Origin of the sequence: Streptomyces sp. XY431, from assembly GCF_001279805.1 — a bacterium.
GTDB lineage: Bacteria > Actinomycetota > Actinomycetes > Streptomycetales > Streptomycetaceae > Kitasatospora > Kitasatospora purpeofusca.
Genome location: NZ_LGDO01000061.1, coordinates 1 through 21,922 on the forward strand (window position 1 = coordinate 1; position 21,922 = coordinate 21,922).

General features: G+C 75.9%; 21 protein-coding genes. 9 read left to right on the top strand and 12 right to left on the bottom strand.

What is annotated here, in order from left to right; all coding sequences use genetic code 11:
* Positions 1–566 (bottom strand): condensation domain-containing protein (locus ADK60_RS09465; protein ID WP_234371006.1); only part of this gene is annotated, 566 nt, incomplete at its 3' end.
* 128 nt (positions 567–694) lie between these two features.
* On the opposite strand from ADK60_RS09465, the gene ADK60_RS09470 reads away from it, so the two are divergent.
* Complete coding sequence (locus ADK60_RS09470; RefSeq protein WP_079008187.1) at positions 695–1,876, top strand: amidohydrolase; 1,182 nt, start codon at positions 695–697, stop codon at positions 1,874–1,876.
* A 96-nt stretch (positions 1,877–1,972) separates the two neighbouring features.
* Here ADK60_RS09470 and ADK60_RS09475 read toward each other — a convergent pair whose 3' ends face one another.
* From ADK60_RS09475 to ADK60_RS09500, 6 genes are all read right to left on the bottom strand, one after another.
* Positions 1,973–2,758: an AMP-binding protein gene (locus tag ADK60_RS09475; RefSeq protein ID WP_053644810.1), complete on the bottom strand. Its 786-nt coding sequence runs from the start codon at positions 2,756–2,758 to the stop codon at positions 1,973–1,975.
* The gene (locus ADK60_RS09480) at positions 2,758–2,982 is read right to left on the bottom strand and encodes a phosphopantetheine-binding protein (protein ID WP_030391815.1); all 225 of its coding nucleotides are present in this window, start codon (positions 2,980–2,982) and stop codon (positions 2,758–2,760) included. The genes ADK60_RS09475 and ADK60_RS09480 overlap by 1 nt, the downstream gene beginning before the upstream one ends.
* A 5-nt stretch (positions 2,983–2,987) precedes the next feature.
* The gene (locus tag ADK60_RS09485) at positions 2,988–3,620 is read right to left on the bottom strand and encodes an isochorismatase family protein (protein WP_053644812.1); all 633 of its coding nucleotides are present in this window, start codon (positions 3,618–3,620) and stop codon (positions 2,988–2,990) included.
* A gap of 46 nt (positions 3,621–3,666) precedes the next feature.
* Positions 3,667–5,376 (bottom strand): (2,3-dihydroxybenzoyl)adenylate synthase, encoded by a 1,710-nt coding sequence (locus ADK60_RS09490; RefSeq protein ID WP_286185264.1) that lies wholly within the window; start codon positions 5,374–5,376, stop codon positions 3,667–3,669.
* Between the two features lie 62 nt (positions 5,377–5,438).
* Complete coding sequence (gene dhbC / locus ADK60_RS09495; RefSeq protein WP_045944591.1) at positions 5,439–6,638, bottom strand: isochorismate synthase DhbC; 1,200 nt, start codon at positions 6,636–6,638, stop codon at positions 5,439–5,441.
* Between the two features lie 206 nt (positions 6,639–6,844).
* Positions 6,845–7,714, bottom strand: coding sequence for a 2,3-dihydro-2,3-dihydroxybenzoate dehydrogenase (locus ADK60_RS09500; RefSeq protein WP_053644814.1), 870 nt, complete (start codon positions 7,712–7,714; stop codon positions 6,845–6,847).
* A gap of 291 nt (positions 7,715–8,005) precedes the next feature.
* On the opposite strand from ADK60_RS09500, the gene ADK60_RS09505 reads away from it, so the two are divergent.
* From ADK60_RS09505 to ADK60_RS09515, 3 genes are all read left to right on the top strand, one after another.
* Positions 8,006–9,322: an MFS transporter gene (locus ADK60_RS09505; protein ID WP_063783101.1), complete on the top strand. Its 1,317-nt coding sequence runs from the start codon at positions 8,006–8,008 to the stop codon at positions 9,320–9,322.
* Between the two features lie 4 nt (positions 9,323–9,326).
* The gene (locus tag ADK60_RS09510) at positions 9,327–10,097 is read left to right on the top strand and encodes a TetR/AcrR family transcriptional regulator (RefSeq protein ID WP_079008188.1); all 771 of its coding nucleotides are present in this window, start codon (positions 9,327–9,329) and stop codon (positions 10,095–10,097) included.
* 97 nt (positions 10,098–10,194) lie between these two features.
* A complete protein-coding gene (locus ADK60_RS09515) occupies positions 10,195–10,896 on the top strand; it encodes a siderophore-interacting protein (RefSeq protein ID WP_053644816.1) in 702 nt (233 codons plus the stop codon).
* 28 nt (positions 10,897–10,924) lie between these two features.
* Here ADK60_RS09515 and ADK60_RS09520 read toward each other — a convergent pair whose 3' ends face one another.
* Both ADK60_RS09520 and ADK60_RS09525 read right to left on the bottom strand, forming a co-directional pair.
* A complete protein-coding gene (locus ADK60_RS09520; RefSeq protein ID WP_053644818.1) occupies positions 10,925–11,491 on the bottom strand; it encodes an NUDIX domain-containing protein in 567 nt (188 codons plus the stop codon).
* Positions 11,492–11,536: 45 nt separating this feature from the next.
* Positions 11,537–12,796 (bottom strand): CapA family protein, encoded by a 1,260-nt coding sequence (locus ADK60_RS09525; protein WP_063783102.1) that lies wholly within the window; start codon positions 12,794–12,796, stop codon positions 11,537–11,539.
* Between the two features lie 239 nt (positions 12,797–13,035).
* Here ADK60_RS09525 and ADK60_RS48030 point away from each other — a divergent pair, with 239 nt between their 5' ends.
* The 4 genes from ADK60_RS48030 (at position 13,036) to ADK60_RS09545 (ending at position 17,053) form a co-directional block, all read left to right on the top strand.
* Positions 13,036–13,797 (top strand): universal stress protein, encoded by a 762-nt coding sequence (locus tag ADK60_RS48030; protein WP_063783103.1) that lies wholly within the window; start codon positions 13,036–13,038, stop codon positions 13,795–13,797.
* Between the two features lie 115 nt (positions 13,798–13,912).
* Positions 13,913–15,145, top strand: coding sequence for a M48 family metalloprotease (locus ADK60_RS09535; protein WP_045944580.1), 1,233 nt, complete (start codon positions 13,913–13,915; stop codon positions 15,143–15,145).
* 52 nt (positions 15,146–15,197) lie between these two features.
* Positions 15,198–15,620, top strand: coding sequence for a MarR family winged helix-turn-helix transcriptional regulator (locus ADK60_RS09540; RefSeq protein ID WP_045944579.1), 423 nt, complete (start codon positions 15,198–15,200; stop codon positions 15,618–15,620).
* A gap of 80 nt (positions 15,621–15,700) precedes the next feature.
* Complete coding sequence (locus ADK60_RS09545) at positions 15,701–17,053, top strand: PP2C family protein-serine/threonine phosphatase (RefSeq protein ID WP_234371007.1); 1,353 nt, start codon at positions 15,701–15,703, stop codon at positions 17,051–17,053.
* A gap of 21 nt (positions 17,054–17,074) precedes the next feature.
* On the opposite strand, the gene ADK60_RS09550 is transcribed toward ADK60_RS09545, so the two are convergent.
* On the bottom strand, positions 17,075–18,046 hold the full coding sequence (locus ADK60_RS09550) for an NADP-dependent oxidoreductase (RefSeq protein ID WP_053644821.1): 972 nt from the start codon (positions 18,044–18,046) through the stop codon (positions 17,075–17,077).
* A gap of 176 nt (positions 18,047–18,222) precedes the next feature.
* Between ADK60_RS09550 and ADK60_RS47545 the strand changes: the two genes are divergently transcribed.
* Complete coding sequence (locus tag ADK60_RS47545) at positions 18,223–19,722, top strand: helix-turn-helix transcriptional regulator (RefSeq protein WP_079008189.1); 1,500 nt, start codon at positions 18,223–18,225, stop codon at positions 19,720–19,722.
* A 43-nt stretch (positions 19,723–19,765) separates the two neighbouring features.
* On the opposite strand, the gene ADK60_RS09560 is transcribed toward ADK60_RS47545, so the two are convergent.
* The gene (locus ADK60_RS09560) at positions 19,766–21,274 is read right to left on the bottom strand and encodes a glycosyltransferase family 39 protein (protein WP_107094562.1); all 1,509 of its coding nucleotides are present in this window, start codon (positions 21,272–21,274) and stop codon (positions 19,766–19,768) included.
* An 89-nt stretch (positions 21,275–21,363) separates the two neighbouring features.
* Positions 21,364–21,915 carry a helix-turn-helix domain-containing protein gene (locus tag ADK60_RS09565; protein ID WP_053644835.1) on the bottom strand — a complete coding sequence of 184 codons (552 nt, stop codon included), beginning with the start codon at positions 21,913–21,915 and terminating at the stop codon, positions 21,364–21,366.
* Positions 21,916–21,922: the final 7 nt, after the last annotated feature.

A 21,922-nucleotide genomic window follows, 5' to 3' on the forward strand; every position in this document is an offset into this window, starting at 1 on the left:
CCGGCGGCGAGCGCGGTGTAGAGCTCGGCGACCCGGCCGGTGAGGAGGGTGAGGGCGTAGGCGTCGACGGCGAGGTGGTGGACGCGCTGGTACCACCAGTGGCGGTCCTCGGCGAGGCGGATCAGGGCCTGGGTGAAGAGCGGGCCCTCGGTGAGGTCGACGGGGCGGGCCAGGTCGGCGCGCATCCAGGTCTCGGCGGCGGCCTCCGGGTCGGCCTCGGCGCGCAGGTCGAGGTGGTGCAGGGTCCAGGGGCGGCCGGGGGTGAGGCGCTGACGGGGCGACGGGTCGGCGTCCTCGGCGCCGTCGGGTCCGTCGGGTCCGTCGGGTCCGTCGGCGACGACGACGGCGGAGAGCGCGTCGGCCTCGTCCACGGTGCGGCGCAGGGCGCTCTCGAACAGTCCGGCGTCGAGCGGGCCGGTGATCTCGACGGCGTCGCCGGTGTTGTAGACCGGGCTGTCGGGGTCGAGCGCCTGGGCGTACCAGATCGCGGCCTGGGTGGCGAGCAGCGGTACGTCGGCTGCGGCGGGGACGGCGACGGGGTCGGACGCGGCCTGGTGGCGACGCATGGTTCTGAAAGCTCCTCGGGTCCGGCGAACGGCACGCCAATTGCCTGGTTAGGTTAGCCTAAGCTATCTACATATCGTCTGGTCAACAGCCTGCCGCTGGGCAGGCCCTGACAGCCCCGGAGGCGCCGATGTCCCCCTCGAACGCGAGCGTGCCCGCGCCCGGCCCGGCGATCGCCGCCGGACCGGCCGACCCCACGACGAAGGAGGCCGTGCGCGAGCGCGTCCTCGCCCACCGGGAGGAGGTGCTGGCGCTCAGCCGCCGCATCCACGCCCACCCGGAGGTCGCGTTCGAGGAGCACCGGGCCGCCGAGTGGTGCGCCCGACTGCTGCGCGAGCACGGCTACTCCGTCACCCCCGGCACCGCCGGCCTGCCCACCGCGTTCAGCGCGAGCACCGGCAGCGGACCGGTCACCGTCGCGATCGTCTGCGAGTACGACGCCCTGCCCGGCCTCGGCCACGCCTGCGGCCACAACCTCATCGCCGCCGCCGGCCTCGGCGCCGCGCTCGGCCTCGCCCCGTACGCCGACCGGCTCGGGCTCACCGTCCGGGTGATCGGCGCACCGGCCGAGGAGCGCGGCGCCGGAAAGGCCCTGCTGCTGGACGCGGGCGCGTTCGACGGCGTGGACGCCGCGATGATGGTCCACCCCTGCCCGGTGGAGGTCGCCGACTTCCACTCCTTCGCGCTCGGCACCCTGTCCGTCCGCTACAGCGGCCGCGCCGCCCACCCCAGCCTCAACCCGCACGAGGGGCGCAACGCCGCCGACGCCCTCACCGTCGCCCAGGTCGCGCTCGGGCTGCTGCGGCAGCAACTGCCGCCGCAGTGGCGGGTGCACGGCATCACCACGGCCGCCGGCACGGCGCCCAACCTCATCCCCGACAGCGCCACCGCCGAGTACGAGATCCGGACCTCCGCCGCCGAGGACCTCGCGGCGCTGCGCGAGCGGGTCGAGGACTGCTTCCGGGCCGGCGCGCTGGCCACCGGGTGCGAGGTCGAGCTGACCCGGCCGGAGCCGGACTACCTGGACTTCCGCAGCGACACCGTACTGCTCGCGCTGTGGCGGGCCAACGCGGCGGCGGCGGGCCGCCCGGAGCCGGTCGAGAGCGGGCCGTTCGCCTGCACCGACATGGGCAACGTCTCGCACGCCGTCCCCTCCATCCACCCGGTCCTGGACATCACCGGCGGCTCCTGCGGCCCGCACGAGGCCGCGTTCGTCGAGGCCGCCGTCTCGCCGGAGGCGGACCGGGCGGTCCTGGAGGGCGCGGTCGCGCTGGCCTGGACGGCGGCCGACTTCGCGGCGGCGCCGCGCTGACGACGGGCCGCCGACGACGGGCGGCGGACAGCGGCCGACGGGCTCGGAAGTCCGTCGGCCGCCGTCCGTCAGGTCCCGGAGGTCAGGTCCCGGAAGTCAGCCGCGCTCCGGCACCAGGTGCACCGGCCCCGGTTCGGGCAGCAGCTCGCCGAGCACCGACGGCGCCGCGCGCAGCGCGGTCACCCCGGCCTCCCGGACCAGCCCCCCGACCTCGCCCGGCCGGTCCGGATCGGCCAGCACCAGCGCCGCCCCGGTCCGCAGCGGCCACAGGAACTCCCACAGCGGCAGCCCCAGTTGCAGCACCCGGTCGCCCGGGCCGAGACCGTACACGGACTGCAGCTCACGCACCCGGCGGTCCACCTCGGCGTGGGTCGTCCACACCCCCGCCGGACGCCCGCCCGGCCCGTACGCCCGGCACAGCGGATGCTGCGGGGTCAGCGCCCGCGGCGGGTCGGTGGCCGCCCGCCCGGCCAGCTCGGCGGCGCTCGGCCGCTCCGCGTCCGGCACCCCCTCCCCCAGCACGCACACCGGCGCCGTGTCGGCCAGCAGCCAGGACAGCCGCCCCGGGGCGTCGTCCGGATCCAGCGGCAGGTACGCCGCACCAGACTTGGCCACCGCCAGCAGCGCCGGCACCAGGTCGGCCGGGCGGGTCAGCGCGAGGCCGACGACGGTGCCGGGGCGGGCGCCCCGGTCCGTCAGGCAGCGGGCCGTCCGGTTGGCCGCGGCGTTCAGCTCGCCGTAGCTCACCGGCGCCGCTCCGGCCGGCAGCAGGGCCGGGGCGTCCGGCGTCCGCGCCGCCTGCGCCTCGATCGGCCCGACCACCGTGGTGGCCGGCCACCGCTCCGTTCGCGACGGCCTCGCCACCGCCGTGCCGGACTCCATCAGGACGCGCCCAGCAGTTCGGCCCAGGCCTCGACGGCCGGACGCTCGGCCAGCTGCAGGAACGCCACCTCGGCGCCCTCGGCCCGCCAGCGCTCGGCCAGCGCCATCAGCCGCACCGAGTCCAGGCCCCAGTCGGCCAGGTTCTCGTCCAGCGGGATGTCCGCCGGGTCCTCGCCGAGCAGATCGGCGACCTCGGCCCGGATTCGCTCCACGGTGAAGGCCATGGCTGTCACTTCCCTTCCACGACGGCGTCGGTGCCGGTGACGACGCCGCAGCGCCCGGCCACCCAGCTGAGCGCGGCGCGGTGCTCGTCCGCGCCGAAGTCGGCGACCGCGTCGGCCACCACGAAGGCCCGGATGTCCCGCATCCAGGCGTCGCAGGCGGTCGCCTGCACCCCGATGTGCGCGTACACGCCGGTGATCACCAGTTCGTCCCGGCCCTGCTCGCGCAGCAGCTCGTCCAGACCGGTCCGGACGAAGGCGCTGTACTTCCACTTGGTGAGCAGCAGGTCGCCCTCGGCCGGGGCGACCTCGTCGGCGATCGCCGCCGCCCGCGGGTCGTCCGGGATCCCGGGGCCCCAGAAGTCCTGCTGCAGGCCGCGCTGTTCGGCGCTCTGGCCGCCCGGCTGGGCCGAGTAGACGACGGGCACGCCGTGCTCGGCGGCCCAGGCGCGCAGCCGGTTGATGTTGGCGAACAGCTCGGTGACCGGCGCGGCCGAGGTGTCGAAGGCGCCCATGAAGTGGTTCTGCAGGTCGTGCACCAGCAGCACGGCGCGGGACGGGTCGACCGTCCAGTCGACCCGGTTGGCCGGCAGCTCGGCGGCGGCGGGCATCGGATAGGAGGGGATGCGGGGCAGGCCCACGGCGGTGCGTCCTTAACGTGTAGGGGGGATCCGGGAGTCCGGAGGCTCAGGAGGAGGTGAGGGAGGCGGCGATGGCGGCGCGCAGGTCCTTCTTGCTGACCTTGCCGATGCCGGTGGCGGGGAAGGCGTCGACGAACTCGACCCGGTCCGGCACCTTGAAGTCGGCCAGTCCGCGCTGCCGCACGAAGCGCTTCAGCTCCACGGACTTCGGCGGCTGCGCGCGGTGCTCCTCGCGCAGGACGACGTAGGCGCAGGTGCGCTCGCCGAGGTACGGGTCGGGCATCGAGACCACCGCCGCGTCGTGCACGGCCGGGTGGGCCAGCAGGTGGTTCTCGATCTCCTCGGCGGCGACCTTCTCACCGCCCCGGTTGATCTGGTCCTTGGCCCGGCCCTCGACCACCAGGTGGCCGGTGCCGGTGCGGCGGACGAGGTCACCGGTGCGGTAGAAGCCGTCCGCGGTGAAGGAGGCGGCGTTGTGCTCGGGCGCGTTCCAGTAGCCGCGGATGGTGTACGGGCCGCGGGTGAGCAGGTGGCCGGTGGTGCCGTCGGGCAGGTCGCGGTCCTCGTCGTCGACCACCCGCACCTCGTCGTCCGGGGAGATCGGCCGGCCCTGGGTGGTGACGATCACCTCCTCCGGGTCGTCCAGCCGGGTGTAGTTGACCAGGCCCTCGGCCATCCCGAACACCTGCTGGAGGGTGCAGCCCAGCACCGGGCGCACCCGCCGGGCCGCCTCCTCGCTGAACTTGGCACCGCCGACGAGCAGCACCTCCAGGGTCTCCAGGCCGGTGCGCCCGCCGGCCTCGCGGAGCCGCTCGGCGGAGTCCAGCCAGAGCAGGGCCAGCGGTGGCACCAGGCCGGTGATGGTCACGCCCTCGCGCTCGATCAGCGGGAACGCCGTCTCCGGGCTCGGCTGCGGGCAGAGCACCACCCGGCCGCCCGCGTACAGCGTGCCGAGCGAACCCGGCGAGCTGAGCGGGAAGTTGTGCGCGGCGGGCAGCACCACGAGGTAGACGCTGTGCTCGTCCTGGCCGCAGAGTTCGACCGAGCCGCGCAGCGAGTAGATGTAGTCGTCATGGGTGCGCGGGATGAGCTTGGGCACCCCGGTGCTGCCCCCGGACAGTTGGAGGAAGGCCACGTCCCCGGGCTGCGGCTCGTCACCGGGTCCTTCGGCCGCCCCGGCCGGGTCGACCGGGACCTCGGCCAGCGGAGTGTGCTCCCCGGCGTCCCCGCCCAGCACCAGGACGTGCCGCAGCGAGGGAGTCTCCGCCCTTACCCTGCCGGCCAGTTCGCGGTAGTCGAAGCCGCCCTCGACGGCCGGGACCACGTAGCCGACCGCGCCGGTGAAGGAGCAGAAGTAGGAGATCTCGGTGTACCGGTGCGCGGGCAGCGCGAAGACCGGCAGCGCGCCGACCCGGAACAGCCCGAAGACCAGCTCGAAGAACTCGGCGACGTTGGGGAGCTGGACCACCACCCGGTCGCCCCGGCGGATGCCCCGGGCGCGCAGTCCGGCGGCCATCCGGTCGGCCCGCAGGTCGAGTTCGGCGTACGTCCAGCGGCGGGTCGGGTCGTCACCGGTACCGCCGGCCGGGTCGACGATCGCGATCCGGTCGGGGTGGGCGGCCGCGCGCTCGCGCAGCATCGAGCCGAAGGTCTCGCCGCGCCAGTGGCCGTCGGCCCGGTAGCGCGCGGCGAACTCGGCCGGGTACGGGGCGAATCCGGCCAGCACCTCGGCCAGCGGGTGGTGCGGATCGGTCACGGCGGAGGCTCCCGGAGCGGTCGGGTCGGTCACTGCGGAAGCTCCCGGGGTGGTCGGGTCGGTCACTGCGGCACCCCGGCGGCGTCCAGGAAGGTGCGGAACTTGGCGCTGGTCTCGGCGAGTTCGGACTCCGGCCGGGACTCGGCGACCACACCGGCACCGGCGAACACCCGCAGCGTCCGCTCGTCGGCCTCGGCGCAGCGCAGGGTGACCACCCACTCGCCGTCGCCGTCCGCGTCGCCCCAGCCGACCATGCCCGTGTACAGGCCGCGGTCGAAGGGCTCGATCCCGCGGATCGCCTCGCGGGCGAGCGGGGTCGGGCTGCCGCAGACCGCCGGGGTCGGGTGCATGGCGACGGCCAGCTCCAGGGCGGAGACGGCCGGGTCGACCAGTTCGCCGGTGATGGTGGTGGCCAGGTGCCACATCGCGGCGGTGCGCACCAGGGTGGGGCGGGCCGGCACGACCAGGTCGCGGCAGTACGGCGCGAGCGCGGCGTGGATCGCGTCCACGACGAAGGCGTGCTCCTGGAGGTCCTTGGGCGACTCCAGCAGCGCGGCGGCGCGGCGGACGTCCTCGCCGAGGTCGGCGCTGCGCGGCACCGAGCCGGCCAGCGGGTTGGCGACGACGGCGGTGCCGCTGCGCGAGAGCAGCAGTTCGGGGCTGGCGCCGATGAGGGTGCGGCCGCCGCCGGCGGGGACGGCGAAGGTGTAGCCGCCGGGGTCGCGGCGGCCGAGGCGCTGGAGGATCGCGGGCAGGTCGAGCGGGCGGTCGGCGTGCAGCTCCAGGGTCCGGGAGAGCACGACCTTGCTCAGCTCGCCGTCGGCCCGGAGCAGTTCCACGGCCTCGGCGACGCCGGCTCCGTACGCCTCGGGCGCGGGCACCGGGCGGACGTCCCAGTCGATCCGGTCGGCGGCCGGGGCGGGCAGCGCGATCAGCGGGTCGTCGCGCAGCGCGCCGCAGGTGCGGAGCGTCGCGGGGACGGCGAGCTCGGCCCGGCTGTCGTGGTCGAACGCCACCGCGCCCACCACCAGCGGGTGTTCGACGCCGTCCCGGCGGGCCCGGGCGAGGGTCTCGGCGACCCGGTCGACCAGCGGGCGCCCGTCCTGGGGCACCCGGGCGTGCACGCCCTCGGCGAGCAGCGTGCGGGTCGGGGAGGCGAAGAACGCCTCGTCGGCCGCGGCCCGATACTGGCCCAGCAGCCCGCTGGCCGCGCCGATGACGGTGTGGTCCGTCCCGACGGGGGCGTGATGCACCGTGGTCACCTGGAATCTCCCAGTCTGCGAGTGGTCGCCGGACGCTGCTCGTCGCGGCGGTCGGCGGTGGTCTGGTCCGGGGCGCGCCCCGGTGGGGGTGCGGTCCCGGTGGGGCACCGGGCCCCGGGTGCTGCTCGCCCCGGGGCGGGGCCGTCGTGGTGCGTGCTGTCGTGCTGGAGGCGTGCCGGATCCGGGTCGGAGGCCGTGCCTGGGCGTCAGGCCCGCAGCGTGGCGCCGCCGTCCACGTAGAGGTCGTGCATGGTGATGTGGCGGGCCCGGTCGGAGACCAGGAAGGCCACCGCCTCGGCGATGTCGGCGGGTTGGGCGATCCGGCCGAGCGGGATGCCGACCCGGTAGCTGGTCGGGTCGCCGTCGATGACGCGCCGTTCGGCGGCCGCCGCGTCGTCCTGCCAGAGGCCGCGCTGCATCTCGGTGTCGGTGGAGCCGGGCGAGACGATGTTGCAGCGCACCCCGGAGCGGCCGAGTTCCAGGCCGAGACACCGGGTGTACATGGTGGCCGCCGCCTTGGAGGCCGCGTAGGCGGCCATCCCGGTGCGCGGGACGCCGGCCGCGTTGGAGCCGACGGTGACGATGGCGCCGCCGCCGCGCTCGGCCATCCGCCGGCCGACCGCCCGGGTGGTGTGGAAGACCCCGGTGGTGTTGACCGCGAAGCTGTCGGCCCAGTCCTGGTCGGTGAGCTCCACCGCGGGGGCGACACGCAGGATTCCCGCGACGTTCACCAGGATGCCGATCGGGCCGAGTTGGCTTTCCATCAGCTCGACGGTGGAGTCGACCGCCGCCGCGTCGGAGACGTCCAGCAGGTAGGGGTGGACGGGACCGCCGGAGGCTCCGCCCCCGGGGGCGGACTCGATCGGACGCTCCGACAGCTCGTCCGACAGCTCGTCCGCGAGCTCGGCGAGCGGACCGGGGTTGCGGTCGACCGCAGCGACGACGGCGCCGGCGGCGACGAGTGCGCGCGTCACCGCCGCGCCTATCCCCTGCCCGGCGCCGGTGACCATCGCGACGGCGCCCGCGAGTTCGGACTGCTGCACTGAAAATCCCCTCCGACCAGCAACATTAGGCAAGCCTAACCTAACACAATTGTTCGGACTCTCCGAGGGGTCCCGCCGGTACGGATCGACTCTGCGGGGTCGTCAATTGCGGGCGCCCGGAAGCCCGGGGGGCATCCGTCGACCGGCAGCCGGCCCGGGGGCCGACCCACGAGCGAATGTAGACGCAACGTTGCGTCCAGTGTTAGCGTCGAAGCGTTGGACCGAGACGCAACGTTGCGTCCATCTTTCGGCTCCGACGGCGCGGGCCGTGACCGACGGCCCCGACGCGCCCTCCTCCCACACCGTCACCCCCGAGGAGCACCCATGCCCTCCGCCGCGCCCCGGCGCCCCGGCGGCCCGCTCGCCCCGGCCGCCGTAGCCCTCGCCTTCTGGGTCACCATGGCCGGAACCACCGTCCCGACCCCGCTCTACCCGCTCTACCAGCGCGCCTTCGGCTTCTCGACCTTCACCGTCACGGTGATCTTCGCCGTCTACGCGCTCGGCGTCGTCGCCGGTCTGCTGACCCTCGGCCGCCTCTCCGACCGGATCGGCCGACGCCCCGTGATCCTGGCCGCCCTGCTGCTGGCCGCGGCCGCCGCCACCCTGTTCGAACTCGCCGACTCGCTGCCCTGGCTGCTCGCCGCCCGGGTCCTCTCCGGCTTCGGCGCCGCCCTCGTCACCGGCACCGCCACCGCCGCCCTGCTCGACCTCGCCCCGCCGGAGCGCCGACTGCGCGCCCAGACCGTCGCCCTGGCCGCCAACATGGGCGGACTGGCCGGCGGCACCCTGTTCGCCGGCGTTCTCGCCGAGTGGGCCGGCTCGCCGCTGCGCCTGCCCTGGACGGTGACGCTCGTCCTCACCGGCGCCGCCCTGCTCGGACTGCTCGCCGTCCCCGAGACGGTGCCCGCCGAGGTCCGCCGCGCGGGCCGGTCCGGCTCCCCGACCGGAAGCACCCTTCGGTTCCGGCCGCGGCTGCGGCCACTGCACGTCCCGCCCGGCATCCGCCCCGCGTTCCTGCGCGCCGCGCTCGCCGGCGGGGCCGGATTCGCCGTCACCGGCGTGCTGACCGCCGTCAGCGGACTCTTCCTGGCCACCGTGCTCGGCCTGCACAACCACGCGCTCACCGGGCTCGTGGTCGCCCTGGCCTTCCTCTCCACCGCCGTCGGACAGTTGCTCGTCCGCGTGCTGCCACCGGCCCGCGCCCTGCCGCTGGCCTGCGCCGGACTGGTCCTGGCCGCCGCGCTGGTGGCCGGCGCCCTGCTCGGCGGGACGCTGCCGCCGCTGCTGCTCGGCGCCTGCGTCAACGGCCTCGCCACCGGCACCGCCATCGGCACCGGACTCGGCACCGTCAACGGCGGTGTGGAGCCGCACCGGCGCGGCGAGGCGGTGTCGGCGTTCTTCGCCGTGCTGTTCACGATGCTCTCGGTGCCGGTGATCGGGGTCGGCGTACTCGTCCGGGCGACCGGGCTGCGCACCGCCGGGGTCGGCTTCAGCGCGGCGGTCGCCGTCCTGGCCCTCGCCGTCGCCGCCGGACTGGTCCGCCGACCGCGGCACGGAGCATCGCCGGTGCCGACGGCAGCGGTGCCGACGGCAGCGGAACCCGCAGCGGCACCGGCCGCCGCCCGTCCCGGGAAGGCGTGAGAAGATGGCCGCGACCGTCGTCAACGGCCAGCAGCCGCCCCCGGACAAGGACCACACCGCCATCGCCGCCCAGCCCCGCCCCGCCACCGGAAGCCGGTCCGGCGCGAGCCGCGCCACCGGTGACCGCGCCATCGGCGGCCGTGCCGCCGGTGCCGCGCGCGCGGCCGAGGCGGGCGGGAGCGCGAAGAAGACCGACGCGGCGAGCACCGGAGCCGGCGGTCGGCGCAGCGAGGCCGCGCGGCTGGCGGTGCTGAACGCCGCCGACGACCTCCTGGTCGAGCAGGGCTTCGAGGGCCTGACCATCGAGGGCATCGCGGCCGCCGCCGGGGTCGCCAAGCAGACCATCTACCGCTGGTGGAAGTCGAAGGTGGACATCCTCTTCGACAACCTCGTCCTGGACGCCACCACCGGTCTCGCCTGGCCCGCCGAGACACCCGCCGACCCGGCCGATCTGCGCGCCTACCTCCACCGGTTCGCGGAGTTCCTCGGCGCGGCACCGGCCGGCAAGGTCCTCCAGGCGCTCCTCGGCCATGCCCAACTGGACGCCAGGACGGCCGAGTTGCTGCACGGCGGCTTCCTGGACGCGCTGCGTGCCCGGGACGTCGAGCACACCCGCGCCTGCCTCGGGACCGGCACCGACGAGGCCGGCGCCGACGAGGCCGCCGTACTGCTGGACGCGCTGCTCGCCCCGCTCTACCACCGCGCCCTGGTGCTGCGCCGCCCGCTGGACCCCGCGTTCGTCGACGCGCTGCTCGACCAGCACCTGCCGCGCTGAGCCCCACCCCTTCCCGCTTCTCCCCACCGCGCCGCACCGCGCGACCCGTGTCCACCTCCGGGGCCGCGCCGGCGCCACCCGATTCCCTGGAGTCCCCGTGTTCCGTCGCCCCCGGCCGACCCACGACGTGCGGGTCACCGCCGTCACCCCGCTCACTCCCGCCCTCCTCCGGCTCACCCTCGCCGGACCGACCCTGGACACCCTCGCCGTCGAACACGCCACCCAGTGGGTGAAGTTGGCGACCCCCGACGGGCACTCCCGGGCCTACACGATCCGGTACCACCGGCCCGCCGAGCGCGAGGCGGACATCGACATCGTGCTGCACGGCAACGGCCCGCTGTCCCGCTGGGCCGCGACCGCCCGCCCGGGCGACCCGGCCCGGATCGCCGGCCCGCGCGGCCGCCGGCCGTCCTTCGAGGGCGCCGGGCACGTCCTGCTCGCCGCCGACGAGAGCGCCCTTCCCGCCGCGCTCACCATCCTGGAGGAGCTCCCGCCGACCGTGCCGGCGACCCTCTTCGTCGAGGTCGGCGATGCCACCGGGGCCTCCCTGCCGCTGCCCGCCCGGGCCGGTCTGACCACCCACTGGCTGACCCGCCCCCAGGGCCACGCCAAGGGCCGGACCCTCACGGACACCCTGCTCGCGACCGACATCCGGCCCGGCACCACGGCCTGGCTGGCCGGAGAGTCGCAGGCCGTGGCAACCGTCCGCCGCCACCTGCTCACCGACTGGACCCTGCCCCGCGAACGCGTCCACGGCAAGGGCTACTGGAAGCTCGGCGAGGCGAACCACAAGGACTGACCTCGCGTCAATCCGCTCTCCCTGCAGGCTACTTGCTACTCGGGCCCGCTCCGCCCACCGACAGGCGGTGCGGGCCCAGGTAGTAGGACAGGGCCGCCAGTGAGGCACCGTCCGCCACCTCGCCCGCCGTCAGCAGTGCGACCACCTCGCGCTCGGTCAGCCACTCCACCCGGCTCGCCTCGGACCGGTCGACCGGCCCGCCGGTCGGCCTCGCCCCGGTGGCGTGGAAGGCGTGGAAGTGCATCGTCGAGATCCCGGACATCGCGTCGAACTCCGTCAACGGCTCGACCGCACCCGGCCGCCAGCCGGTCTCCTCCTCGACCTCGCGCGCGGCGGCCGCGGCCGGCGCCTCGCCGGGTTCGACCCAGCCGGCGGGCAGTTCCCAGGCCCAGCGGCCGGTGATGAAGCGGTGGCGGTGGAGCATGAGGTAACGGCCGTCGGCGTCGGTCACCACGGCGACGGCGCACTCCTTGGGCATGCGCAGCACATGGTGGTCGACCCGGCCGACGCCGGGGATGTCGACATCGTCCAGCCAGAGTTCCACCCAGGGCGAGCCGTACACCTGGCGCCGCCCGTGCACCGTCCACTCGGTCACTGCCACTCCCTCACTGCCGCTGCGTCACTGCCGCTCCGTCGGCGCTCAGCGCGAGGCGGTCGGGGCGGGCGCGGCACTCCGCGCGGCCGGCCCGGTCGTGCGCGCGGACGCGGACGGAGACGCAGGCGCGGACGCGGGCCCGGCCGCGGCCCCCGGGGCAGGGGCGAGGTTGGTGCAGCCCCGGAGCCCGTCCCGGCGCTTGAGCGCGGCGGTGGCGGCGGCGCCGGTCTGCGGCACCGGCACGCCCTTGTCGTCGATGGTCGCCGGCGCGAACGCCTCGCCGAGCACCTTGCCGTCCGGGCCCAGGGTCAGGGTGGTGACGCCGGTCTCGTTGGAGTTGGCGTAGTTGGAGGTGCCGTACCAGAGGAAGTTGCCGAAGCCGTACCCGATGTAGGTGGAGCCGAGCATGCCCGAGCCGACCATGGTGTGCGCGTGCGTGCCGACCACGGCGGTCGCGCCCGCGGCGGCGAGCCTCTTGGCGATGCCGGTCTGGGCGCCGGTCGGACAGGCCTTGCCCTCCTCGCCCCAGTGCAGGTAGACCAGCACCACCGGCGCCTGCTTCTTCGCCTCCTCGACCGCCTTGACGACCGCGGCCTGGTCCAGCGCCGAGGCGATGCCGGGCTTGTTCGCCCCGGCGCGCCACTTCTGGTTGGTGAGGTCCTCGACCTGGCTGGCGGCGACCACCGCGACCTTCACCCCGCGCACGGTGGTGACGTACGGGGCGTACGCCTCCTGGGAGTTGCGGCCGAAGCCGACGATCGGGAGCGGCGAGGAGGCCTTCGCCGCGAGGGTGTCGGCGAGACCGTCGGCGCCGAAGTCGACGGCGTGGTTGTTGGCGAGCGAGACGACGTCGACGCCGGAGTCCTTGAGCGCCGTGAGCGCCTTCGGCGAGGTGCGGAAGGTGTAGGTCTTCGGCTCGGGCGCGCCGCGTTCGGTGATCGCGGTCTCCAGGTTGAGCACGGAGAGGTCGGCGGCGGCGAGGCTCTTGGCGATCGGTCCGAGCGCCGTCTCGGGCGGCTGCACGGAGAGCCGGCCCTCGGTGCGGCCCTCGAAGTGGACGTCCCCGGCGAACGCCACCGTGATGCTGCCGTCCGGACGGGGCGCCGCGCCGTCGGCGGAGGTCTGGTCCCCGGGGGCGCCGGACCCGTCGGCGGCGTCCGGCGAGGGCTTCGCGGCAGCGGCGTCGGCGGCGGCCTTGGCGGAGCGGGAGGCCTTGACGGCGGCCGGGTCGGGGTCGTCCGGTCCGCAGGCGGCCACGGGTATCAGCCCGAGCAGCAGTGCGACGGCGGCCGCGGCACGGCGCATGTGTGTTCCCCCAAGGGTCGTTCCGGAAGCGGTCAGCCTACGCCACTCCCCCACGCCGCCTCCGCGCCGCGGCCACAGTCCGCGCCGGGCCGCCGGGTGGCGCGCGGAGTGGCAGCGTGGAGGTACGGAGGCACCCGGAAGCACCGCGGAAGCCGCCGGGACCGGCGGTGCGGAGGTGGTACTCGGAGGTGCGGGGGACGGCAGGCGAGACTCGGGGACCGGACGGCAGGTGGTGGGTCATGGCTGACAACGGGAGCACGGACGCCGGGCGGCGGATCGTGGTCGGGATCGACGGTTCGGCGCCGTCCAGGGCGGCGCTGCGCTGGGCGGTCGGGCAGGCGGCGCTGACCGGGGCGACGGTGCACGCGGTGGCCGCGTGGGAGCCCCCCTCGTTCCACGGGTGGCTGGTACCGCTGCCGGACGACGACTTCGAGCGGACGGCCATGCGCACCCTGACCGCCGAGGTGGACGAGGTGATCGGCCGGGAACGGCCGGTGCCGGTGCGGGAGAGCCTGCTGCTCGGGCATCCGGCCGAGGTGCTGCTGGAGCTGGCGGAGGGCGCGGACCTGCTGGTGCTGGGCAGTCGCGGTCGCGGGACCTTCGCCCGGACTCTGCTGGGGTTGGTGAGCACCCGGTGCGCGGCGCACGGGTCGTGCCCGGTGGTGATCGTCCGCGCGGACGGGACCACCGCCGCGCCGTCCCGGCCCCTCACCGCCGCTGCCGGGGCGGAGGGGAGCGGCGCCGAGCCCGCCGTCCGCACCACCAAGGACTGGCAGCTGAGCCTGCACCTGGTCGAGGAGCGCGACACCACCCGGGTGCACGCCGTGCTGGACGCCGACGGCGCGGTGCTGCACAGCGACGCGTACGCCCGCCGCAATCCGCTCGACGACCCGGCGCCCGCGGTGGGCGACGAGTTCGCGGTCGGCCGGGCGCTGATCGATCTCGGCCACCAGTTGCTCCGTGCGGGCACCCGGCACGCCACCGGGACCGCCGAGGAGTGACATGCTGGCTGCCGGGGGACGACGGTCCACGAACGCCCCCGTCGGCCGACGGCCGACGCTCACTGACTGACGACTGACGACTGACGACTGACGGACTTCGGACGACGGACAACAGATGACAGATTCTGTCGGCCCACCGCCGGGCCGCCCCGGCGACGGCCGGGCCTCCGACTTCACCCCCGCCGAGCGCGCCCGCGGCCGTGCGCTGCGCCGCGCCCAGCTGCCCTGGGCACTCGGCGCGCGGGCCACCGGCCTGGCGCTGACCCTCGCGCTCGGGCTGACCCCGGCCGGCGCCGGCCTGGTGTCGACGGTCGGCGGCTGGTTCGGCGGCTCCCGGACGGCGGAGGTGCTCGCCGGAACGGCCGCCCTGGTACTGGTCGGCCGGGCCGCGCAGCTGCCGTTCGGGGCGGGCGCCCGGTCGGTCCGGGCCCGGTTCGGCCTGGTCACCCAGGGCTGGGCCGGCTGGGCGGTGGACGCGCTGCGCGGACTCGCCCTCACCCTGGCGCTCGCCCTGCCGGTGGTCCTCGGCCTGTACGCGCTCACCGGCCGCTCGCCGGAACGCTGGTGGCTCCCGGCGGCGGGCGCGGCCGCGCTGCTGACCGCCGCGCTCTCCTTCCTCTACCCGCTCCTCGTCGAACCGGTGTTCAACCGCTTCACGCCGATGGCCCCGGGCCCGCAGCGCGAGGCGCTGCTCGGCCTGGCCGCGCGGGACGGCGTCCGGGTGCGGGACGTCCTGGTGGCGGACGCCTCGCGCCGGACCACGGCGCTGAACGCGTACGTCTCGGGCCTGGGGGCGACCCGGCGGATCGTCGCCTACGACACGCTGCTGACCACCGCCGATCCGCGCGAGGTGGAGCTGGTGGTGGCGCACGAGCTGGGGCACGTCAAGCACCGGGACGTCCTGACCGGGACGGTGCTGGGCGCGGTCGGCGCGGCCGTCGTGGTGGTGCTGCTGGGCCTGGCGTCCGGCTGGGACGCGCTGCTGTCGGCGGCCGGCGCGGCGGACGCGGCCGATCCCCGGTCGCTGCCGCTGCTGGCGGCGGGCGCGGCGCTGCTGGGCGCGCTGTCCGGCCCGGTGCAGTGCGCGGTGAGCCGCCGGGTGGAGGCCAGGGCGGACCGGCACGCACTCGAACTCACGGGGGACGCGGAGCAGTTCGTCGCGATGCAGCGCAGACTCGCGGTGACCAATGTGTCCGATGTCGACCCGCCGCGGGTGCTTGAGCTACTGTTCGCGACCCATCCGAGCGCCACCCGCCGGATCGCGGCGGCGCGCGCCTGGCAGGCGGGTCGCCCCGGTGCGGCGGAGCGTCCGCCGGGAGCTTCGAGCACACCCAAAACCGTTGTATAATGCAACAAATTGCCCGAGCGGCAGATCCCCCGGCCCCGAGGAGGCAGGTCCCGTGCCCGACCGCGAGACGTCGATCGCGACCATCCAGCGCGAACTGACCGCCTTCGCCCGCCGCGCCCGGCACAAGGCCTCCCAGCTGCACCCCGACCTCTCCCTGGTCACCTACAGCATCCTGGACCTCATCACCGAGCGCGGCGGCTGCCGGGCCGCCGACGTCGCCGCGCACTTCATGCTCGACAAGTCCACGGTCAGCCGCCAGGTCACCGCACTGGAGAAGCTCGGACTGCTGCGCCGCGAGACCGACCCGGAGGACCAGCGCGGCCAGATCCTGCTGGCCACCGAGGCCGGACTCACCCTGCTGCGCGAGGCCAACGAGCAGCGGCGGCTCTCCTTCTCGGCCCGCTTCACCGGCTGGTCGGACGAGGACGTCGCCCGGTTCGCCGACTACCTGGCCCGCTACGGCTCCGAGGACTGACCCGGCCCGGCCGCACCGTCGCGCGCCGACGGCACCGGCTCGGGGTGCGGCAGACCACCCGGACGGTGTACAGAGGAGAGGTGCCACTCCGGCAGCCTTCCCACGAGCGGCGTCCCGGCGGACGGCGTCCCGACCGGTCGCGCCCCGGCGCACGGCACCCGCGCGCGCGGCACCCCGACCACCGGCACCCTCACGACCGCCGCCGGTCCTGGGCGCCCGACCGCCGAGCGCTGACGGCCGTACCGCTCGCCCTGATCGTGGTGATCACGGTGGTGGACGTGGTCGCCCCGCCGGACATCCACCTGGGCCCGCTGCTGATCGTCGCCCCCGCGCTCACCGCGTCCCTGGCCGGTGCCCGGGCCACCACCGTGGTCGCCCTGCTCTCGCTCGCCGCGCTCACCGTCATCGGCATCCTGCGCGACGGTGTCACCACGGCCAACCACGAGACCCAGCTCGGCGCCCTGATCGCCGTGTCGGCGCTGATCGTCGCCCTGCGGGTGCTGCGCGACCGGCACGAACGCGAGCTGGCACAGGTCCGCTCCGTCTCCGAGGCCGCCCAGCGGGTCCTGCTGCGCCCGCTGCCCGAGCGGACCGGGCCGCTGCACCTCGCCTCCTTCTACCTCGCCGCCGAGGCCGAGGCCCAGGTCGGCGGCGACCTCTACGCGGCGGCCCGCACCGCCACCGGCACCCGGCTGCTGGTCGGCGACGTCCGGGGCAAGGGCCTGTCCTCGCTCGGCGACGCGGCTCTGCTGCTGGGCGCCTTCCGGGCGGCCGCGCACCTGTACCCGGACCTGCCCGGCCTGGTCGGCCACCTGGACGGCAGCATCGCCTGGGACCTCGCCCAGCTCGCCGAGCAGCAGCGCGCGCAGCGGGAGGACGGCCTCCGCGACCGGCCGCGCCTGCGCGCGTTCCGCCGCACCGGGCCGCCCGGCACCCGGCGGACCGCCACCGGGCCGACCACCACCGGGCCGACCGACACCGCGGCGGACGACAGCGGCGAGTCGTTCATCACCGCCGTCGTCCTGGACGTCCCCGACGACGGCGCGGTGGTCCGCCTGGTCGACTGCGGCCACCCCCCGCCGCTGCTCCTGCACGGCGACCGGGTCACCGCGCTGGAGCCCCGCCGCACCGCGCCGCCGCTGGGCCTCGGCGAACTGGTCGCGGCGCCGTACGTGGTGGAGGAGTTCCCGTTCCGGCCCGGCGACCGGCTGCTGATCTACACCGACGGCGTGATCGAGGCCCGTGACGCCGAGCGGCGGTTCTACCCCCTGTCCGAGCGGGTCGCCGAACGGACCGCCGCCCACCCCGCCGAAGCTCCGGCCGCCCTGCTGCAGCACCTGCGCCGCGACCTGCTGGCGCACGCCGGCGGACGGCTCGACGACGACGCGGCCATGGTCGTCGTCGAGCGCCTCGGCCGACCCCCGGCCCGGTGAGCGGCCACCTCGGCCGGGTCCTCAGCCGACGGTGAGGACGATCTTGCCCCGGACATGGCCGCGCTCGCTCTCGCGCTGCGCCTCGGCCGCCTCCGCCAGCGGGAGCACCCGGTGCAGCGGGAGGTTGAGGCCGCCCTCGGCGGCGAGGGCCAGCGCGCTCTCCAGCGCCGGGCGGAGGTAGTCGGTCGGCTCGTCGCCGGCGGTGAAGCGGACCCCGTGCTGCGCGGCGCCCGGCGCGTCGGCGATGGTCAGCACGTGCTCCGCGCCGCCGGCCAGCTCGATCGACAGCGGCAGCACGTCCGCCCCGGCCGTGTCCAGCACCCGGTCCACGCCCTCGGGCGCGGCGGCGCGGACCCGCTCGGCCAGGCCCTCCCCGTAGACGACCGGCTCGGCGCCCAGCTCGCGCAGGTACGGGTGGTTGGCCTCGCTCGCGGTGCCGATCACCCGGATCCCCCGGGCCCGGGCGAACTGCACCACCAGCGTGCCGACACCGCCCGCCGCCCCGTGCACCAGCAGCGTCCGGCCGGGCTCGACGCCCAGCAGGTCGAGCGAGCGCCAGGCGGTCTCGGCGGCCACCGGGAGCGCCGCGGCCACCGTCCAGTCCAGCCCGGCCGGCTTGCGGACCAGCTGGTGCGCCGCCGCCAGGGCGTACTCCGCGTACCCGCCGCCCCAGACCTGCCCGAGCACCTCGTCGCCGGGCTGCCACTCGGTGACGTCCGCGCCGACGGCCTCCACGACGCCCGCGATCTCGTAACCGAGGACGGCCGGGAAGGTGACCGGGAACAGCTCGGTGAGCGAGCCCGAGCGGACCTTGTGGTCGAGCGGGTTGACGCCGACGGCGCGCACGGCCACCCGGACCTGGCCGGGGCCGGGCGCGGGCACCTCGACCACGGTCGGCCGCAGGACGTCCGCGGCGCCGTACTCGGTGATGGCGACGGCCTTCGTCGCGAGGGCGGCGGTGCTGGGGGCGGCGGTGCTGGGGGTGCTGCTCATGGAGGATCTCCACCGTTCTTCCGGACCTGGGGACGCCGGGGCCGAGGGCCGCCGTCGTCCTGGTGACGGGCTCCAGCCTGGTACGGCGGACCCGTCCGCCCGGCCGGCCGTTCGGACAGTTCCACCTGGCCGTTCGGCCGGGTGGGTACGGGCGGGTGCGGACTAGGCTCGGTCGCATGATCGAGCGCAGCGGTGGGCACAGCAGTGGGCAAAGCGGTGAGCACAGTGGCGGGCACAGCGGTGAGCACAGTGGCGGGCACAGCGGCAGTCCCGGCGGCGAGTGGTCCTGGGACGACGCCGAGGGGGTGCTCGCCCTCGCCGCCGAGGTGCTGCGCGCCCCCCGGGTGACGATCCTGCCGAAGCTCTCCGAGGTGCTCGCCGGACTCGTCCCGCACATCGCGGTGGCGCAGCTCAGCGGCGTCTGCACCTACTCGCCCGCGAGTGCCGTCGGCCCCGAGGACCTGTCCGCCGGGATCACCGGCACCGAGCTGGCCCGGCTCGCCCAGGAGGTCACACCCGGCCGCCCCTGGCAGGGCGAGGCCGTGCTCGGCGGGCGCCCGCGCCCGGCGGTCGCGGTGGCGTCGGCCCCGGCCGGGAGCAACGGCGCCCTGCTGGTGCTGGTCCGCGCGGCCGCGACCGGACCGGCCGTCCCGACCGGACGGGCCAACGGCAGGCCGTCCGGGCGCGCACCGGAGCCGCCGGAGTCACCGGCGGCGCTGCCCGAGCGGTCGCTCGGCCTGCTCCAGCAGCTGTGGGAGCTGCTGACCACCCACTCCCACCACCGCGCCGTCGACGCCGCGCCCGCGCAGGCCGCCGCCTCCCGCGCCTCGGCCAGTGCCCGGGCCCGGGCGATCGCCGAGCTCAGCGGCGCCCACGCCTCCGCGCTGTCCGCGATCCTCGGACCGCTGCGGTCCGCCGGCCTGGACGACGCCACCGCCCGGCGCAACGCCACCGAGCTGGCCGTGACCGCCCTGCTCGACCTGCGCAGCGCCGGCGACCTCGACCGCGAGCTGAGCGAGGAGCCGGCCGCCACCGCGTTCGCCCGACTCGCCGACGTGGTAAGGCCGTTGCTGCGGCACAGCCCGGTCCGGCTGGACCTGCTGGCGCCGACCGAGGGGGACCGCTCGGTGCCCACCGACACCGCGCACACCGCCCGCACCACCGTCCGCTCCACCGTGCTCGCCATGCTGGAGCAGGACGGTCTGACCCGGCTGCACGTGAGTTGGCAGTTCGTGGCGGACGGTCTGCGGGCCGTCGTCCGGGACGACGGGCCCGGCCTGCTGACCGCCGACGCGCTGGCCGTCCACCGCACGGCCGACCGGATCGCCGCGCTGGCGGGCCGGTTGACGGTCGAGGCGGTGCCGGGCTGGGGCACCACGGTGACGGTCGACCTGCCGCTGCACGCCCCGGCCGGGCCGATCGGCGCGGCCCGACCGCTGGAGGGCCTGCAGCCCAGGGAGTTGGAGGTCCTGGACGAACTCGCCCGGGGCCGCCGCAACCGGGAGATCGCCGCCGCCCTGCACATCAGCGAGTCGACGGTGAAGTTCCATGTGGCGAACATCCTGGCCAAGTTGGAGGTCGGCTCCCGGGGCGAGGCGGCCGCCCTCGCCCACCGCGCCGGCCTGCCGACGACCCCGGCACCGGGCACGCCGACCGCCCTGCACGCCGCCTCCTGAGCCACCGGGCCCCTTCGAAGGACCCGGCGGACCGTCGGAACTCTCAGTAGTAGCGGCGTAGTTCGGGCCAGAGCGCGGACCACGGCCGGTGCGGTCCCGGGCAGACCAGGACCGGGGCGTGCTGCTCCTCGTTGCGGACACCGTGGCCGTTGTCGACCCGGGCGACCTGGCGGCAGTCGGTGAAGTACCGCTCCACGTCGGGGGATCCCTCCGGGTGGACGAGCAGGACCGGCCCGTCCAGGCCGTCCGGCGGCGGCCCCCAGTCGGCGAGGCTCATGTGACCCGAGTACGGCGCCGGGAGGCCGAGCGGCGGGCCGTAGTGGGCGAGTGCGCCCGCCTCGCCGTAGTTGGCGGCGAACACCACGGCCCGGTCCCGGAGTTCGGGCGGGACGGTGCGCCAGCCCGCGGCGGCGGCCGCGGCGAGTTCGGGCCAGCCGATCTGCTCGCCCTGCTCCCGGTAGATCCAGCTGACGGCCGGGGTCAGCCGGGCCGGGAGGACGGGCAGGGTGATCACCAGGTTGACCGCCGCGCCCAGGGCGAGCGCGCCCGCGAAGGACCGGATCCGGCGCGGCCCGGCCGCCGCCAGCCGCCGGGCGACCGGTTCGCAGCCCGCCGCCGTCAGTACGAGCAGCGCGGGCAGCGCGTAGTACGGCTTGCCGCCGCTCGCCAGCACCAGCAGGCACACCAGCGGGTAGGTCACCGCGAAGGGCTTCGCCCAGGCGAGTTCGGCGTCCCGGCGCAGGCGCCGGAAGCCGGCCAGCCAGACGGGCACCAGGACGGGCGACAGGTAGAGGAACTGCATCGGCACGAGGAGCAGCCGGTTCTCCGTGCCGTCCTGGTCGCTGATGCCGCCGGCGACGGTCAGTTCGGGCCAGCCGTGCGCGGCCTGCCACCACAGGCCGGGCAGCGGGACCGCCGCGGCGACGGCCAGGCCCGCCGCCGGCCACCGGCCGCGCAGCACCCCGCGCGGCCCGACCAGCAGCACGGCCGGGAGGAGCGCGGCGGCCAGCAGCAGGACGAGGTCCTTGTTCAGCAGCGCGACCCCGGTGGCCGCGCCGACCGCGAGCCACCAGCGGCCGTCACCGGTGCGCAGCAGGCGCAGGGCGAGCAGGCAGACCAGGAGCCAGGCGCACAGGTCGAAGGTGGCGGTGCTGAGCAGGTGCCCGACCGCGAGCACGAACGCCGAGCAGGCCGCGGCGCCGGCGGCGAGCAGCTGCCCGGCCCGTCCGGCGCCCAACTCCCTGGCCAGCAGGGCCACCAGGACGACGGTGGCGGCACAGAGCAGGGCGGGCACGACCCGCAGGCCCACCGGCCCGTCGCCGGGTCCGCCGCCGAACAGCGCCGTGGACACCCGCCCGAGCAGCGGGGTGAGCGGTGGCTGGTCGACATATCCCCAGGCGGGGTGGCGACCGGCGATCAGGAAGTACAACTCGTCGCGGTGGAAGCCGTATCGGCCCGCTGTCGCGATCTGCAGCGTGGCGGCCCCGGCCGCGACGGCGGCGACCGGCCCCCGGGCGAACGGCTTCGGCGCGAACAACCCCCGTGTGTTCACGAGGGGAGTGTGACAGTCCCGCAGCGGAGGGGGAAGCCGTCGCGGCCGACTTCCCGCAGCGCCCGGGGGCCGGGAGCTCCGGGGTCGCCTCAGGACTCCTTCGGGCGGGTGCGGGCACGCAGGTGGAGGCGTTCGCCCTGCTTGCCGAAGAGGCTCAGGACCTCCACGTCGCCCGCCCCGGTGGAGCCGAACCAGTGCGGGTTCTGGCAGTCGAACTCGGCCGCCTCGCCCGGCGCGAGCACGACGTCGTGCTCGCCGAGGAGCAGCCGGAGGCGGCCGGAGAGCACGTAGAGCCACTCGTGGCCGGTGTGGGTGGCGAGGGTGGGGGTGTGGTGGGCGGCCGGGATCAGGATCTTGAACGCGCGGGGCTCGGTGCGGTGGCGGGAGAGCGGCACGAAGGTCCGCCCGTCGACCCGGCCCGGGTGCTGGTGGACCCTCGGGTCCTGGACGCCCGGGGCGGCGCCGATCTCGTCCAGCGGGACGGCGAGCGCGGCGGCGATGGGCAGCAGGAGTTCGAGGCTCGGCTTGCGCTGCTCCGACTCCAGCCGGGAGAGCGTGCTCTTGGAGATGCCGGTGGCCTGGCTCAGGTCGGCCAGGGACAGGTCCTTGCGCTCGCGCAGCCGGCGCAGCCGGGGGCCGATCTGGAGC

Excerpts from the sequence above, each read along its gene's own strand:
- ADK60_RS09470 (WP_079008187.1), top strand. The coding sequence starts at position 695 with ATGTCCCCCTCGAACGCGAGCGTGCCCGCGCCCGGCCCGGCGATCGCC.
- ADK60_RS47545 (WP_079008189.1), top strand. The coding sequence starts at position 18,223 with ATGATCGAGCGCAGCGGTGGGCACAGCAGTGGGCAAAGCGGTGAGCAC.
- ADK60_RS09535 (WP_045944580.1), top strand. The coding sequence starts at position 13,913 with ATGACAGATTCTGTCGGCCCACCGCCGGGCCGCCCCGGCGACGGCCGG.
- ADK60_RS09475 (WP_053644810.1), bottom strand. The coding sequence starts at position 2,758 with ATGGAGTCCGGCACGGCGGTGGCGAGGCCGTCGCGAACGGAGCGGTGG.
- ADK60_RS09505 (WP_063783101.1), top strand. The coding sequence starts at position 8,006 with ATGCCCTCCGCCGCGCCCCGGCGCCCCGGCGGCCCGCTCGCCCCGGCC.
- ADK60_RS09480 (WP_030391815.1), bottom strand. The coding sequence starts at position 2,982 with ATGGCCTTCACCGTGGAGCGAATCCGGGCCGAGGTCGCCGATCTGCTC.
- ADK60_RS09525 (WP_063783102.1), bottom strand. The coding sequence starts at position 12,796 with ATGCGCCGTGCCGCGGCCGCCGTCGCACTGCTGCTCGGGCTGATACCC.
- ADK60_RS48030 (WP_063783103.1), top strand. The coding sequence starts at position 13,036 with ATGGCTGACAACGGGAGCACGGACGCCGGGCGGCGGATCGTGGTCGGG.
- ADK60_RS09550 (WP_053644821.1), bottom strand. The coding sequence starts at position 18,046 with ATGAGCAGCACCCCCAGCACCGCCGCCCCCAGCACCGCCGCCCTCGCG.
- ADK60_RS09510 (WP_079008188.1), top strand. The coding sequence starts at position 9,327 with ATGGCCGCGACCGTCGTCAACGGCCAGCAGCCGCCCCCGGACAAGGAC.